Annotated in this window: 11 protein-coding genes; 6 read left to right on the top strand and 5 right to left on the bottom strand. The window is 49.7% G+C overall.

The window, feature by feature from the left end; translation table 11 throughout:
* Positions 1-109: 109 nt before the first annotated feature.
* The gene (lexA, locus tag ET810_RS02700; protein ID WP_087454117.1) at positions 110-817 is read right to left on the bottom strand and encodes a transcriptional repressor LexA; all 708 of its coding nucleotides are present in this window, start codon (positions 815-817) and stop codon (positions 110-112) included.
* A gap of 295 nt (positions 818-1,112) precedes the next feature.
* Between lexA and ET810_RS02705 the strand changes: the two genes are divergently transcribed.
* Both ET810_RS02705 and nrdR read left to right on the top strand, forming a co-directional pair.
* Positions 1,113-1,487: a cell wall hydrolase gene (locus tag ET810_RS02705; protein WP_087454116.1), complete on the top strand. Its 375-nt coding sequence runs from the start codon at positions 1,113-1,115 to the stop codon at positions 1,485-1,487.
* A 128-nt stretch (positions 1,488-1,615) separates the two neighbouring features.
* Entirely contained in the window at positions 1,616-2,071 is a 456-nt protein-coding gene (gene nrdR / locus ET810_RS02710) for a transcriptional regulator NrdR (protein ID WP_087454115.1), read from the top strand.
* On the opposite strand, the gene hrpA is transcribed toward nrdR, so the two are convergent.
* Positions 2,068-6,066, bottom strand: a complete 3,999-nt coding sequence (gene hrpA / locus ET810_RS02715; RefSeq protein ID WP_134315931.1) for an ATP-dependent RNA helicase HrpA — start codon at positions 6,064-6,066, stop codon at positions 2,068-2,070. The two genes, nrdR and hrpA, sit on opposite strands and share 4 nt — an antisense overlap.
* 229 nt (positions 6,067-6,295) lie before the next feature.
* Here hrpA and ET810_RS02720 point away from each other — a divergent pair, with 229 nt between their 5' ends.
* Positions 6,296-7,327 carry a DUF2189 domain-containing protein gene (locus tag ET810_RS02720; protein ID WP_233426025.1) on the top strand — a complete coding sequence of 344 codons (1,032 nt, stop codon included), beginning with the start codon at positions 6,296-6,298 and terminating at the stop codon, positions 7,325-7,327.
* Between the two features lie 78 nt (positions 7,328-7,405).
* Here ET810_RS02720 and ET810_RS02725 read toward each other — a convergent pair whose 3' ends face one another.
* Positions 7,406-8,347, bottom strand: coding sequence for a LysR substrate-binding domain-containing protein (locus ET810_RS02725; protein ID WP_087454113.1), 942 nt, complete (start codon positions 8,345-8,347; stop codon positions 7,406-7,408).
* Between the two features lie 300 nt (positions 8,348-8,647).
* Between ET810_RS02725 and ET810_RS02730 the strand changes: the two genes are divergently transcribed.
* Together ET810_RS02730 and ahpD are read left to right on the top strand one after the other, a co-directional pair.
* Positions 8,648-9,244, top strand: coding sequence for a peroxiredoxin (locus tag ET810_RS02730; protein ID WP_134315930.1), 597 nt, complete (start codon positions 8,648-8,650; stop codon positions 9,242-9,244).
* A 150-nt stretch (positions 9,245-9,394) separates the two neighbouring features.
* Positions 9,395-9,919 (top strand): alkylhydroperoxidase, AhpD family, encoded by a 525-nt coding sequence (gene ahpD, locus ET810_RS02735; protein WP_087454111.1) that lies wholly within the window; start codon positions 9,395-9,397, stop codon positions 9,917-9,919.
* A gap of 150 nt (positions 9,920-10,069) precedes the next feature.
* Here the strand turns inward: ahpD and ET810_RS02740 are convergent, their stop codons facing one another.
* Together ET810_RS02740 and ET810_RS02745 are read right to left on the bottom strand one after the other, a co-directional pair.
* Complete coding sequence (locus ET810_RS02740) at positions 10,070-12,610, bottom strand: DEAD/DEAH box helicase (RefSeq protein WP_166740999.1); 2,541 nt, start codon at positions 12,608-12,610, stop codon at positions 10,070-10,072.
* 155 nt (positions 12,611-12,765) lie between these two features.
* On the bottom strand, positions 12,766-13,779 hold the full coding sequence (locus tag ET810_RS02745) for a PAC2 family protein (protein ID WP_134315929.1): 1,014 nt from the start codon (positions 13,777-13,779) through the stop codon (positions 12,766-12,768).
* Positions 13,780-14,182: 403 nt separating this feature from the next.
* Between ET810_RS02745 and ET810_RS02750 the strand changes: the two genes are divergently transcribed.
* A complete protein-coding gene (locus tag ET810_RS02750) occupies positions 14,183-15,250 on the top strand; it encodes a DUF4192 domain-containing protein (RefSeq protein ID WP_087454109.1) in 1,068 nt (355 codons plus the stop codon).
* Positions 15,251-15,288 lie beyond the last annotated feature (38 nt).

Consider the following 15,288-nt stretch of genomic DNA (forward strand, 5'->3'; position numbering starts at 1 on the left):
CCAAGGTGGTAGTGTCCGTTTTCTTTGAATGTGATGTTTATCTTGCTTTGTACACCCGCCCCGAAGCGGGGGTAATGGCGCTGTGCGGTATCAAAGGGTAAGGGTGGGCCTAGAGCTTCCGAATGACGGAGACTACCTTGCCCATAATGTCCGCTTGATCACCGGGAATTGGCGAGAAAGCATCGTTGTGGGGGAGTAGCCATACACCTGAAGCATCTTTATGGAACTCCTTCACCGTAGCCTCGCCATCAATTAGTGCGGCAACAAATTCGCCCTGTTCTGCAACTGGCTGGGACCGCACTACCACCCAGTCCCCGTTGAGGATTCCGGCATCGCGCATGGACTCACCTACGACTTCGAGCATGTACAGCTCCCCATCTCCCACAATCTCTTGGGGGAGTGGATAGTAGGCATTGACGTTTTCTTCAGCCAGGATTGGGCTGCCTGCCGCAATGGATCCCACGATAGGAATGAAGCTGGTGGGCGATGTCTCGGAAGGGTCGGGTGACTTTGTGGTCTTGACGCTTTGTTTCCTGCCTGGTTTGGGTGTGCTGGATTCGGGCAGTGTCCTGACATCGACTGCGCGTGGCTTGTTAGGGTCCCGGCGTAAATAACCTTTCTTCTCCAGTTCCTTAAGCTGATAAGCCACGGAAGAGGTGGACTGTAGTCCTGCTGCATCTCCAATTTCGCGAATGCTTGGCGGGTAGCCGCGCAAAACGACGGCATCCCTGATTACTTCAAGGATGCGGCGTTGGCGTTCGGAAAGCTTCTTTTGATCGGGTTCGGTGCTGTTTTGCCTAGTGGATTGCTTTGGCATTGATGTCGTGTCCCTTCGGAGTTTGCTGGGGGAAGTTTGTTTGATGCTCCGCGAACGTGTTCGTTCTCTACTGCTGTTTACCTTAGCTTATCTTTGTGCTCTTAGGGTGATATGTTCGAAAAAATGGCGGAAAGACTTGACCATAAGTTCGAACAGGTGTAAAAATCGAACATGTGGTTGAATTCTCGAACATATGATCGTGTTTTTGCGTGATGTGTTTGAAGCGGTTTTTATAGTGGCTTTATTGCTTAATCAGTAGAGATGATTTCTTTGCTGCGAAAAGTTAGGAAATGTAATGACGCTGGCTTATCGCCCTCAAATGATGATTGATTCTCGCATGGATCGAGCTCAGATCGTTCCTCCGTCTGACGTATGGGACATTGGCGTGAATCGCAGTAATAATGTTGAAACGAATGTTCGTACGCTTTCTTTGGTAGAAGAGACTGGATACATCGAACGGAATCAAAAGGTGCATCGGAGTTCGTTGAGCATGGTGACTCCTTGTTGGAAGGAACACATCAGCAATGCCCTTGCCGGCGCTGTTTTTGGTCTCTTCCTTCTTCTCGGCATTATCGTTGCCGGTGAGATTGAGGGAAACACAAATGAAATCCCGGTACAGAATGTTCCCGGTTCTGCGATGCTTCAAGCCGGAGTTCCAGCACAGCGGTAGTAACAATGCATCACGCACAAGGATCGTGTGCTCTTGGTGGCTGTTATTTAGCAGTTATTGTTTAGGTCGGTGCGGTAGCCTTTAAACTACGCTAGTTAAACGACTATCGAGTGTAGGGATTATTTAAAGTGTACTGCCCGTTCTGCCATCATGAGCATTCCAAAGTTATCGATACCAGAATGATTGATGCTGGTTCGGCAATTAGGCGGCGGCGTGAATGTGCGAAGTGCAGAGGTCGCTTTACCACTGTAGAAAAAGCACAGTTATTAGTAGTAAAGCGTAACGGCCTAACAGAGCCTTTTAGTCGCGATAAAGTTATCGTCGGAGTGCGTAGAGCCTGCCAAGGCCGCGATGTGAGTGAAGACGCACTAAAACGATTAGCTCAACAAGTAGAAGAACGTATTAGGAAACACGGAAGTTCTCAGATTCATGCAAATGATATAGGCCTGGCAATTCTGGAACCTTTGAGGAAGTTGGACGAGGTTGCCTATTTGCGTTTCGCTTCTGTGTATAAATCATTTGAGAGTGCTGATGATTTTGAATCTGAGATCCGTTTGATGCGTCGTCGCGATCGTAGCTTTTAGAGTTGTTCGATTGCCTTGGCGATCTTTCTCTCAGAGACCGATTGCGTAGTTCCTAATCGTTGGGCAAAAAGGCTGACACGCAATTCTTGAATCATCCACTGAATCTCGCGTACATGACGAGCAGATTTTCCATGTCCGTATTTTTGGACTTTCTGAGCTAAGTCTCGTTCTAGTTGATTAACCAGCGCTTGCCTATCCGCATCTCGGTCAGGCATCCGTTCCATGTCTTCAAGCCGGAGCATGATTGCTTGTACATATCTCGAAAGATGCTTGAGATGCTGTACCCCGTGGTGGGATACAGCATGCGGCGGAAGTAGAAAATTGAGCTGATTATTGATGTCGTCGATAGCCGGGCCTGTCCAATTGCTGATCTCTGGTGTGATGCGGAGATACGAGTTAATGCCGGGGGCTAACTCGACAACTATTGAACGCACCTTGCTAGGAACTAACGGTTTAATAATCGCTTGCAGCTTGGAGAATTCTTCTGGTGATCTCACCGCGCCACCGTTAGCAATGATCAAATCTCGAACGACTGCAACTCGCGCGTCGTTGACAAAGCCCGTGGCGCCACCATGCGGATAATTTTCTATCGCAACTCGTTGCTGAAGCGGCAGTCCATTGAGTATTTTTTGAGTATTCACGGACACCGCTTTAAGAAGCAGGGTGAGGGTCGCGGTAAACATGGAGGCGTCAGCTTCACGTTTAGTGGCCATAGCCTTGACGGAAACACCTTCCGGCGTGACCACGAGCGCTGGGTACGTGGTGACCATCTGACCATCGACTTTTGTGGTGACTTCTTGCGAGATAGTTCCTAGAGACTGCGGAGTCCATTCTTTAGCAGAGGATTGCTCAACGGCATGGGATACACGAGAAACTGATGCCCGGATTTGTTCAGAACGCCGGGATTTGAGTGATTCGAGCGATTTATCCCGATCGATGATACGTCCGCGTTTATCCACAGCAGCGAATGTGATTTTGAGATGTTTGGGAAGCGCTTGCGGGTTAAAATCATCCGCAGATATTCCAGGGCGACCCAATTCCGATAAGCATTCGGCGATACGCTGATAAAGAGAACCGTCGCGATAGCTCAGCATGGTCGTGATTTTATGTGCAAAATCTGGTGCGGGAACAACGGTTTTACGCAGGTGTTTGGGTAAGGAACGGATCAGGTCGGTAACTAGATCTTCTAACAAACCTGGAACTAGCCACTCAAAGCCATCGGCATCGAGGCCTCCTAGCAACGGTACGGGTACGAGGACGGTGACGCCGTCGTCTTCGGCGCTGGGATCAAAGTGATAGGTTAAGCCGAATTCCAAAGATCCTCGGCGCCATACATCGGGGAAGTCTTGCTCATCAACGTTTGCTGCCCCCTCTCGGCAGAGTTCCTCTAGGTCAAAGTCCAGAAGGTGTGGCGTTTTCTGCGCAGCGGTTTTCCACCAGCGGTCAAAGGAACGCCCGGTGGCGATGTGCTCAGGGAGCCTGGAATCGTAGAAACTAAAGAGGGTATCTTCATCGACTACCACGTCGCGGCGTCGGATTTTTTCTTCAATTTGCGCAGCAGAGAGTAGCTTTTCTGCGTTACGACGATAAAACGCATGGTGCGTACTCCAATTGCCGTTGACCAGCGCCTCCCGAATGAACATATCGCGGGCAGCACGAAGATCAATAGAGGCATACCCGACTGATCTATCAGCAATAACTGGGACACCATATAACGTAGATCTCTGGTGCACCATGGCTGCCACACGTTTTGTGGACCAATATGGTTCAGAATAATGGTGTTTGAGCAGATTTTTACCTATATGTTCGACCCAAGCAGGGTCGATTTCCGCTACATTCCGTGCCCACAACCGGGAAGTTTCTACCAGTTCCGCTGCCATAAGAAACTGCGGTGGGCGTTTGGCCAGGGAGGAACCCGGGAACACCAAAAATCTGGAGTTTCTGCTGCCTATGAACTCTTTGGAGTCTCCATCTCTCAAACCGATGTGGGATAGCGATCCAGAGAGGAGAGCTTTGTGTAGGTTGTCTGGATCGAGGTGACCTCCAATGTCATCTGGGTTGGTCCATCCAATTTGTTCGCCGATGCTGCGCAACTGACGAATGAGATCTGACCATTCTCTGATGCGCATATAGTGTAAAAATTCGGATTGCATGGTACGTCGAAAAGCATTACCAGACAGTTCTGCGCGCTTTTCTGAGACATATTCCCAGAGCTTAAGGTAGCTAAGAAAATCGCTACGCGTGTCCTTAAAACGGGCGTGAAGTTGGTCAGCCTGGCTTTGTTTTTCTAACGGACGCTCACGGATATCTTGAATGCTTAGAGCGGCTACCACTATGTAGGCCTCTCTGAGGCAACCAAATTCTTCCGCTGCAATCAGCATTCGAGCTAAGCGAGGATCCAAAGGAATCTTGGCTAGGCTTCGTCCAACCGTGGTGAGTTTGGGGGAGTCTCCTTGGTCGGAATCGGTCAGTGCTCCTAGTTCTCTAAGCAATAAGAAGCCATCGCGGATGGCTCGGGTATCGGGAGCTTGAATAAAAGGAAAGTTTTCAATGTCCCCTAATGCTAGAGAAGCCATCCGGAGAATGACGCTAGCCAAATTTGTTCGCAAGATCTCTGGATCAGTAAATTCTGGTCGAGATTCAAAGTCTTGCTGGGAGTACAACCGGATTGCTATGCCGTCGGTGACGCGACCACAGCGACCCGTCCTCTGGTTAGCGCTCGCCTGCGAAATTGGTTCGATAGGAAGACGCTGGACTTTTGTCCGGGTGGAATACCTTGAAATGCGTGCGGTTCCAGTGTCCACTACAAAATGAATGCCGGGAACAGTAAGTGAGGTTTCCGCTATGTTTGTTGTCAAAACAATTCGGCGTCCTGAATGGGGAGAGAAAACCCGATGTTGTTCTTGGTTGGAGAGGCGCCCAAAGAGGGGAGTAACCTCAACGTTTTTCCATCGTTTGGCTTCGATAGCATCCATTGCTTCACGGATATCCGCCTCTCCGGCAAAGAAACAGAGAATGTCTCCGGGGCCGTACCCCATAAGCTCCTGAATAGCCTGGGTGAGCCCATCGATGGGGTCGACGTCTATAAGTTTTTCCCCGTCGGAGACTTCAAGAGGACGATAAAGAATCTCAACGGGGTATGTGCACCCGGAGACCTCAATGATTGGCGCAGGAACGCCATGGGCGTTAGCGAAGTGCTGGGCAAACCGCTCTGGATCAATCGTCGCAGAGGTAATGATGACTTTAAGATCAGGACGCCGCGGAAGAAGCTGTTTGAGATAGCCGAGAATAAAGTCGATATTGAGACTGCGCTCGTGGGCTTCGTCGATAATTATTGTGTCGTAAGCGTTGAGGAAACGATCTCGCTGCATCTCTGCAAGCAGAATGCCGTCGGTCATCAATTTGATGGACGTGGATGCGGAAACGCGATCATCAAAGCGGATGGCGTACCCCACCGAATCGCCGATTTTTTGGCCGAGTTCTTCTGCGATGCGTTCTGCAACCGTGCGCGCAGCAAGTCGCCGCGGTTGCGTATGCCCGATCAAACCGCGTACTCCGCGGCCTAGCTCTAAACAGATTTTAGGGATCTGTGTGGTTTTTCCAGACCCAGTTTCTCCCGCGATAATCACAACCTGATTGTTGGTAATAGCTTCTGCGATGGCATCGCGCTGGCTAGAAACCGGAAGGTTTTCGGGGAAGGTAACAGCAGGGACGCCTGCTGCCCGTTGCAATAATGTCGCCTGGGCTTGATCAATATCATCGGCGATAGCCTTGATTGCGCCCATGGAGGAAGCCTTGTGAATACGACGAAGAAAGCCTCGTTCTTCAGTAATGCTGACCTGGCTAAGTTGTGCGCGAAGCGCTTGCTTTGCTGAGCGTAATTCGGCATGTGGCCGAGGAGATGCTACTGAGCTCCGTTGCTTCCTGTGCGAAGTTGAGCTCGCGTTGGTATCAATGTTCTTGTTATTGCTGGTCTGATGTTTCGCAGTATTCATTTCCTGACCATGGTACTTGGCGCTGTTGAGTAAGCGAATCTCAACTGTTGAGTACATACCTTGTGCTTGTGAGGAGCATACTGCACCTACAGCCCCTAATGTGGGTATTATTTCCTATTTTGTATGTATAAGAGGCGGGTGGGGAGTCGGAGCTTACCCCCATTCTGTTTAAACAGATAATCTATACAATGAAAATCGTTTTTTACTATATAAGAAAATAAATGGAGGCATGATGTCTGACCCGCACGATAAAGATGGCAATGCGATAGGGGACCATAATAAGGGTGGGACAGATGATTTTCGTCCTTATCCAGAAGTCAATCACCCAGAAGACAAGCCGGATTTTCCTTATCTAGCTTCCGACGCTCGGCAGAATCAGACGGGAAGCTATGACGGCTATTCCGCACATGCGATGGGGCAATCAACCGCTGGGGTAGATAACGGCGCTTATGGAAACCCCACGGCGCAGGAGATGCACCCGGATGTGGATCGATTTATGGTTACTGGTGATCCACAGCTTCAGATTAAGACTGCAATTAAATATGGATTTGGAATCACTTTTGCTCGTCCAGCACTGTGGATTTTTGGCTCTTTTATCTTCTGTCTGATCCTGGTCGGCGGGAGCATTGGCCTGGCGGTATCCAAGGTGGTCTCTCAAGCCGGTTCCAATTCCATCCCAACCCCTGAAGACTCGGGCACCCCAGTCTTTGACATTGTTACGTCGTTGATTATTGTGTTTTTTACTGCGTTCCTGTACCAATTATTACTGCGGCAAATAGACGGGAAAAGTATTTCTTTTTCTGCTGTTTTCCAAAAAGTGAATTATTGGCCCACGACTCTTACCTTAATCGTTATTATGGCGATCGAGTTTCTTGTGGTGGCTGTGATCGGGGTTGTTTTAGGTGTCAATCTGGTGAATATCACTACTACCCTGAATGACCCACAATTTGTTGCTTTGGTGGTAGGAGGAGTAGTAGCTTATGTGCTTATCTCCTTATTAATCCAGCCGTTTGTAAGTTTTTCTGCGTACTATGCGGCAGATCGCCGGGGCGGAGTGAAAGATGCTCTGCTATGGGGATGTGCTGTGGGGAAGAAACATTACCTTCGGATCCTTGGCTTCTTGATCCTCACTGGACTTCTTTCTCTTGCTCTTATGATCTTTACTCTTGGACTAGGAATGATTATCGCCCTTCCGGTCGTTTATAACGCTACGGTTCATGCTTATAGGCAACTCGCAGGTGGCCCGTACCCGAAATATTAGGGATTGGCTCTAAAACAAAACTCTAAAAGCGCTGTTCGGTGAAACTAAACCTCGCCGAACAGCGCTTTTGCTTTATTTTTACGCCTGGGAGGCTAAGATATTGTGATAGGCCTGGCCGACAATTGAACCGAGCTTTTGATATTCCTCTGTACGGGTGGAGGAGGCGCGGAAGATCAATCCAACCTGGCGCGAGGCAGTTACTTCACGGGCGAAGCTTGCTGTCGCGATATTGGGTCGACTGCATTCAATAGGTATCGAACTCTCGGGAACCAGTGTACTTCCAAGACCCGCTCCTACGAGTTGCATAACGGTGGTAAGGCTAGCTGCACGCATGTCCGCGTTCTTGGAACGCGCGGGGTTAACATCTACTTGTTTGCAAAGGTCTACGATTTGGTCGTGCAAACAGTGGCCGTCGTCAAGCAAAATAAGGTCAAGGTCTCGCAGGCTGCTCAATGTGAGATTGTCGCAGCCTGCAAATGGGTGATCCTTATGGAGCACCATTCGGAAGTTTTCGGTGTAAAGAGGCATCTCGATAATTCCTGGCTGCTCTGTGGGAAGCGCCAGTACTGCACAATCGAGTTGGCCGTCGCGCAGCTGTTGAAGCAGATGCTTGGTTTGTTCTTCAATAATGCGTAACTCGAGATCAGGAAATTCCTCATGTACTAAATCAAGTAGTTGCGGAAGGATATAAGGCGCAATCGTCGGGATAATGCCTAAAGACAGGGGTCCTGAAAGCGTCCCGGATGCTCCCTGTGCATAAGATGTAAAGGCATCGGCGGCATCTAATGTGGCTTTTGCAAAGGGGAGGAGGGCCTCACCTGCGGGGGTTACGATAACCCGACGGGTGGAGCGCTCGATAAGTTGCACGCCTAGGCCATTTTCTAGGGCAACCAGGGCCTGCGATAGGGACGGTTGGGAAATGGATAGCTTGGCTGCAGCGCTTCCGAAGTGCTTATTTTCCGCGATTGTGACAAAAGTTCGTAGTTGCGCGAGAGTTGGTCGGTATTCTTTATTGCTCATACCTATTTATTATAGCTCGTTAAATCGTAAAGTCATATTGACACTGTGGTGGGGAATAGGTATAAACGATTGTAGGTGCATGACACTACGGTGAAACCTATTAAGCGTGCCTGCTATAAGAAGGATTATGTGGGGCTAGTGTGTGGTTTGAGAACCGCTTAAGCCCTAACAAAACCCGCGGTTGCAGGTATCTTTTGGCATGCATTTGAGCATGATCTGCCGTGGTTAACCGAGAAACCTGTGGATTTTCGGCTGGCTACGGAAATAAAAGTAACGTCATTTGTTTTATTGGAGGAAAACATGGCAATCCTGACAGTTGGAGAGAAGTTCCCTGAGTTCGAGCTCGTGGCCCTCAAAGGTGGTGACCTGCACGATGTTAACGCCTCCCAGCCTGAGGATTACTTTGAGACCGTCTCTTTGGACAAGTACGAAGGCAAATGGAAGGTAGTCTTCTTCTATCCGAAGGACTTTACCTTTGTGTGCCCCACCGAAATTGCCGCTTTTGGCAAGCTCGATGAGGAATTCCAAGATCGCGATACTCAGATCCTTGGTGGTTCCATTGACAACGAGTTCTCTCACTTTAACTGGCGTGCTACTCACCCTGAGCTCAAGACCGTCCCATTCCCAATGTTCTCCGACATCAAGCACGAACTTATCCGTGAGCTTGGCGTTGAGAATGCTGCAGGTGTTGCAGACCGTGCGACCTTTATCATCGACCCCGACGGAATCATTCAGTTTGTGTCCGTTACCCCAAATGCAGTTGGTCGCAACGTAGATGAGGTTCTTCGCGTACTGGATGCTCTCCAGTCTGAAGAGGTCTGTGCTTGTAACTGGCAGAAGAACGACCCAACCAAGAACATCGACAAATTTGAGGTCGTTCAGGAATCGCTGAAGTAACCAGTTGACATAATCAACTGTGATAACGCCCGCAGCTAAAAGAGTTAAAAGGGCGTGATTGGCCCGACTCATCCTTTGTATAGAGATTTTATATAGAGAGACTGATATCGGGCCACTTTTAGATAAGAACGTTTCAATGAAAGGGAAAACATGTCCATCGAGAATCTTAAGAATGCTCTTCCGGAGTACGCAAAGGACCAGAAGCTAAACATCGGTACCCTGGTTAGGTCTACTGAACTGAGTGAGCAGCAGCTGTGGGGAACTTTAGTAGCCACTGCGGCAGCCACCCGCAACGATACGGTTATCTCAGAAATCCTTGATGAGGCTCAGGATCATCTTTCTGCAGAGGCAATTGAAGCTGCTTTTGCCGCCGCGACTGTTATGGCTATGAATAACGTGGCGTACCGCGCAAAGAGCTGGTTTGGTGATGACTTTGCGCAGGTGAAATTTGGCCTGCGAATGAACATCATCAACAAGACCGGCGTAGATAAAGCTGACTTTGAACTATGGGCTGTCGCTGTTTCCGCTATTAATGGTTGCGAGCACTGCGCAGTAGCACACGTTAAAACAGTGCAAGAAGAGGGACTGACCAAGGAACAGGTCTGGGAGAGCATCAAGATCGCTGGCGTAATGCAAGCCATCGCACAGGCAGTACAAATTGAGGCTGCTCGTTAAACGCAACTCCTTACATACAACTGGTTAAACACGGCTCGCTGGAAACTATAGGTTCTGCATTCCTTTACAGTTCCTATGAGATGATTACGTACGCAGCGCCTAGGAGTTGAAAATCCTAGGCGCTGCGTACGTGCATAACCACGCGGGAGGCTAGTTCGCGTAATCGAGTGTTAATTGCGAGAACCGTACCTCGCCTGCGGCATCAGAAGCATCGAGATCAACGGTTCCAACAAAAGCAAAGGCATTATCGCCTGCGGGGTCTTTGATTATCTGACGGACTTGCCAGGCTCTACCAGAATCTTGAAGAAAGAAATACTCCCGACCGCGGGCCTCGGGTCCCGTGTCGAGGTCCGCGTACTCGTCAAAGTAATCATCCAAAGCAGCTCCAAAATCGGGAACTTCGCCGAGATAAGCGAGCATTTCTTTGAGCTGGTTTTCCTTCTCATCTGCAAAAAGCTGGACTAGTCGGAACATCGTATTGCGCACCATAATGGTAAAGGCACGCCTATTAGCTGTAAGTGCGGTGGGGTCTTCGACTCCGAAAGCTAGCTCGCGTTCAAGAGTCTCTTGAGAAATCGGTGCATCGGGGTCTGCCATCTGAGCCCATTCGTCGACAAGCGAGGAGTCAACTTGGCGTACGACCTCTCCGAGCCACATGATGACGTCGTCAAGCTCTTCGGTGCGATACTCGGCGGGGACGCTGTGCTGCAGTGTCCTCCACGCATCGGTGAGATAGCGCAGCACCACGCCCTCAGAGCGCGCAAGGCCATATGTGGCTATCAGATCGCTGAAAGTCATGCCATGCTCGATCATGTCCCGGACTACTGATTTGGGGCTTAACTCAAATTCTTTAGCCCATGGATGACCCTGTGCATATATCTCGAAAGCGTTCTCTAATTCATCCTCTAATGGCTTTGGCCATGTGATGTCCTCGATCAATTTCATGCGTTCGGTGTAGTCAACGCCCTCTACTTTGAGGGCGGCTCTCTCGGTTGCGCGCGCTTCTTTTTGCTGCGCGATCAAAACTTGCCGAGGATCATCCAAAATAGCCTCGAATGTACTAATCACGTCAAGGACAAAAGTGTCCGCTTGGCGATCAAGCAATTCAAGGGAAGCCAGCGCGAAAGGTGCCAAGGGCTGGTTGAGTGCAAAGTCGCGCTGTAGCTCCTGGGTAATCGCATAGTAGCGGCCGGTTTCATCCGGGGTTTCTAGCTTCTCGACGATCCCAGCGTTGAGAAGCCCCCTGAATAATTCAAGGCAGGTCAGGATATCTTTGTTTTGTTTTTCACGCGAATCATGGTTGTTACGAAGCAACTGTTTGAGATGCATGTAGCCATTACCGGGGCGGCTAATGATATTAAGGAGCATTGAATTAGATACCCGAAATTGGCTTTGCAAATGTTCCGGTTCAGCGGTGCTGAGGCGTTCGTAGGTGCGTTCTCCCCAGACAACATCGCCGTCACGTGCCGATTTTTTGCGTAGCTTTTTTAGCTTTTTGGGGTCGCTGCCTGCTCGTTGCCGGAGTCGCCAATTTTCAATTTCAAATTCAGGAGCCTCAATGACCACGGATCCGACTGTGTCAAAGCCAGCCCGTCCCGCACGGCCTGCAATCTGATGGAATTCTCGAGACGCAAGGATGCGCTGTTTCGTGCCATCAAATTTAGCTAGACCAGTAAACAACACGGTGCGAATAGGCACATTAATGCCCACACCTAAAGTATCTGTGCCGCAAATTACTCGCAGAAGACCCGTCTGAGAGAGCTTCTCCACTAGACGGCGGTATTTGGGGAGCATCCCGGCATGGTGTACCCCAATACCGCGACGCAGTAGCTTGGAAAGAACATGCCCAAAGGTTGTGGTGAACTTAAAGTCACCGATCTCTTGCACGATTTTTTCTTTGGCCGCATTGTCTATGATCGTCATGCTCGTTAGCGATTGGGCGCGTTCAATGACCTCCCGCTGGGTGAAATGCACAACGTAAATAGGGGCCTTACCCGTTGAAAGAAGGTCTTCAATAGTCTCGTGGATGGGGGTATAGACGTAAGAAAATTCCAGCGGGACTGGCCTTGTGGACCCGGAGACCAGTTGGGTATCGCGCCCGGTGCGCTGTTCCAAATCTTTTTCCAAGAAAGAAGTATCGCCTAGCGTTGCTGACATAAGCAGGAACTGCGCCCGGGGTAGCTCCAAGAGCGGAACTTGCCAAGCCCAGCCGCGACCAGGTTCGGAGTAATAATGAAACTCATCCATGATCACTTGGTCGATATCAGCGCGAGCGCCGTCCCGAAGCGCAATATTGGCAACGATCTCGGCGGTGGCGCAAATGATGGGGGCATTGCCGTTAACAGTGGCATCACCCGTCATCATTCCTACTGACTCAGGGCCGAAAATATCGCATAGTGCGAAGAACTTTTCGCTGACAAGAGCCTTGATGGGGGCCGTATAAAAAGAGTGTTGTCCCCGCGCCATCGCAATAAAATGAGCTGCGGTAGCAACCATGGATTTTCCGGATCCCGTAGGGGTTGCCAAGATCACATTGTCTCCGGCAAGGATTCCCAGAGCGGCTTCTTCTTGAGCCGGATAGAGAGAAATTCCCTTAGCCTTTGTCCACCCCAAGAAAGAATCAAAAATAGCATCGTCTAAAAGCGACGAGGGGACTTCTTCTAGGTCGGGGAGCATCTGAGTAAGGTTCACAGTGATTAACCCTAGCCGGGTTTGCTGCTGTGTGCTGAAACGAGTATCACATGCGCTAAGAACGGAAAAGGCATCATGGAAAAACAGCTATACGACGTTGCACCGCGAGGAGGGATTACGCTTACTAGTCCTCCTCGCGGCGGCTGGTTTTGTTGCTAGAGATCGGTTTCCTCATCCGATGTATCGGTGGTGTCTACAGGAGCAGACTGCTCTTGGTCGTTCTCGCTTTTCCCGCCGTTTAAAGAACGATTATCGATGTCTGCAAGGAATTTCTCGAATTCTTCTCCCAGTAGCTCGGCGTTAGGCACAACGCCTTCTCCTGGCATGACGGCCTCAGGATTCGCCTCGCGGTACCGTTCAAGTTCTTCATCGTATTGTTGTTCCAAAAGGCGAACAACATTTTCGATTTCTGCAGAACTCGCAACTTGTTCTTCAATCTGAAGAGCAACCTTGCGAGAATCCTCTTCCAACGTACGAAGCGGAAACTTTAACCCGGTGGAAGAAGAGACAGCCTCAAGCAAGCTCAACGTTGCTTGTGGATACGGTGATGCAGAAAGGTAATGCGGCACATGTGCGGTGTATCCGGCTACGTTTCGTCCTTGTTTGTTGAGCAGGCGTTCAAGCTGAAGCGAGGCAGACCCCGGGACTGTGATCCTGGTATCTAAGCTGAAATGATGATCGATTAAGTCCGCAGAGTTTCCGTGAGCGGAAACCACCATGGGCCTGGTATGAGGTGCAGCCATAGGAGCTGCATACAGACATATGGTGCGAGACACACCAAAGCGCTCCACGAGATCCGCGACGGCTTTAGTAAAAGCATCCCACCGAAGATCAGGCTCGGGTCCAGAGAGAAGTAGGAAAGGCGTTCCCGAATTATCTCGGAGAACCTCAATACCTAACGCGAGTTCCTCTGCGTTAACAATATTATTGTGTTCGATGGTTACCGAAGGTCGTCGGGATCGGTAGTCGATGAGCTCGTCATTATTAAATGAAGCCACTGGCCTGTGATCGAGAGCCGCAAGCAAATGCTCCGCACTAGCGTCGATTGCATGTCCAGCGTCCGCATAACCCTGGAGTGCAACGATGAGAGTCGGGCCTTCGCTGTCTTTTAAAGACACTTCAGGCGCAGGGAACTCTAATTCGTACATGCGAGCGTTTTTCTCTTGCATGTTACTGTTACTCCTCCTAAACATCTTCCCACATCTTAATAGCGTTCATAGTGCAGGACTAAAGACATAACGAGGCCACTATTTACGCTAAGCCCTCCATTTTCCATTTTAGTCTGTTTTACGATAATGCGGGCAAGCGGTAGCGCAGTCTTCTCCATAGAACACAATAGTGGCGTTGAACAGCCATTTCTCTGTGTACTTTCAACAACAGGGCGTGTGAGGGTTTTGTTCCACGCTGAGTATTTTTCGCGGTTACCAGCGCTTTTGTAGAAGCATCCGCTAAGGATAAGCGAAAAGTAGTTGTACACAGGCAGCAAAGGAAACCTAGAGTTATCCACCGATAAGAGCGGTTCAAGCATCAGACGCTATCTAAACCGAGACAGTCTCAGTAGAAATGTGAGGCATGAACATTGTCTTTACTCCGAGAGAAATACTTGCCAATATCCCCGGTTTGCTTGGCTATTACCCACATGAATCCTTGGTATTTGTTACCTGCGTCAAAAATTCTGAGAACCGTATAGCCCTGGGTCCTGTACTACGTATGGATATTAGCGATGCTAGGCATCTGCCGGATGTGGATCAGGCATTAAGCGTTGTGGAACCGGAATTTGTGATGGGTTTTGTGGTTGCGTCACGATTAAGCGCAGAACAGATCGAAGACTTGCGAGACTATCTTTCCCAATTATCTCAGTGCGGGATTCTTCACCTGGATGGATGCTGGATTACCACGGATATTGCTACGTCACAGCGATACCGGGCGTTGTTCCTAAGCGATGATGTACAAATATGGGCAGATAAGGATCGAGGCTGGCGGGAAGGTAAGATCTCGCAGGTCTCAGCATCCTTTACCAGCCAGGCTTTGCTCGAATGCGGAGAGCTGCCCGCGATCAGTCGTGGGGAGGCCTTTCATTATTTTGAGGCAACAGGGGAGCAGCTGGAGGATTTGGATGTTGCGTCTTTACATCAAAGTGCATTGATACGGGCGCAAGCAATAAAAAATGATAAGCAGCAGGGACATGACTTAATTAATCAACTTCGTGTGATCCTCATGTCGGCTTGTGAGTCTCCCGCGGACACGCATTATCTTAAGGACGCGCAACTGAACGTAGTCAGAGAGATATTCTCGGATTCCTTCCTCAGGGATTTATGCCTCTCCGAGTTTCTTGAACAGCCGGAGGCCGCACGGCGTGTAACTCGTGAAGTCGCACAGCTCTCATCAGGCAATATCCGTGCCAATGCGTTATGCGTTTATGCCATTAGCTGTTGTAGTACGCCTTTGTCTCCACGGATTCCCATTGCCTTGGCTAGCGCTTTAGACGACAGTCCTGACCACCGCCTTAGCCGCTTACTGCTAGCTGGGTATCAAACTGGGGAGCTATCCCGTGTGTACGAGGCCGTGCAGGAAGGCGTACAACAAACATGGAATTCTCTCGGCTTGTGCAATGACAAGAAAACGAATGCAGCAGCATAAACATAGAAATTTATGCTGCTGCAGGATGATGGAAATCG

It is taken from the genome of Corynebacterium silvaticum, assembly GCF_004382825.2.
GTDB lineage: Bacteria > Actinomycetota > Actinomycetes > Mycobacteriales > Mycobacteriaceae > Corynebacterium > Corynebacterium silvaticum.

Bases quoted from the DNA above. Each gene is read 5' to 3' on its own strand.
- lexA (WP_087454117.1), bottom strand. From the start codon at position 817: ATGCCAAAGCAATCCACTAGGCAAAACAGCACCGAACCCGATCAAAAG.
- ET810_RS02705 (WP_087454116.1), top strand. From the start codon at position 1,113: ATGACGCTGGCTTATCGCCCTCAAATGATGATTGATTCTCGCATGGAT.
- hrpA (WP_134315931.1), bottom strand. From the start codon at position 6,066: ATGAATACTGCGAAACATCAGACCAGCAATAACAAGAACATTGATACC.
- ET810_RS02720 (WP_233426025.1), top strand. From the start codon at position 6,296: ATGATGTCTGACCCGCACGATAAAGATGGCAATGCGATAGGGGACCAT.
- ET810_RS02725 (WP_087454113.1), bottom strand. From the start codon at position 8,347: ATGAGCAATAAAGAATACCGACCAACTCTCGCGCAACTACGAACTTTT.
- ET810_RS02730 (WP_134315930.1), top strand. From the start codon at position 8,648: ATGGCAATCCTGACAGTTGGAGAGAAGTTCCCTGAGTTCGAGCTCGTG.
- ahpD (WP_087454111.1), top strand. From the start codon at position 9,395: ATGTCCATCGAGAATCTTAAGAATGCTCTTCCGGAGTACGCAAAGGAC.
- ET810_RS02745 (WP_134315929.1), bottom strand. From the start codon at position 13,779: ATGCAAGAGAAAAACGCTCGCATGTACGAATTAGAGTTCCCTGCGCCT.
- ET810_RS02750 (WP_087454109.1), top strand. From the start codon at position 14,183: ATGAACATTGTCTTTACTCCGAGAGAAATACTTGCCAATATCCCCGGT.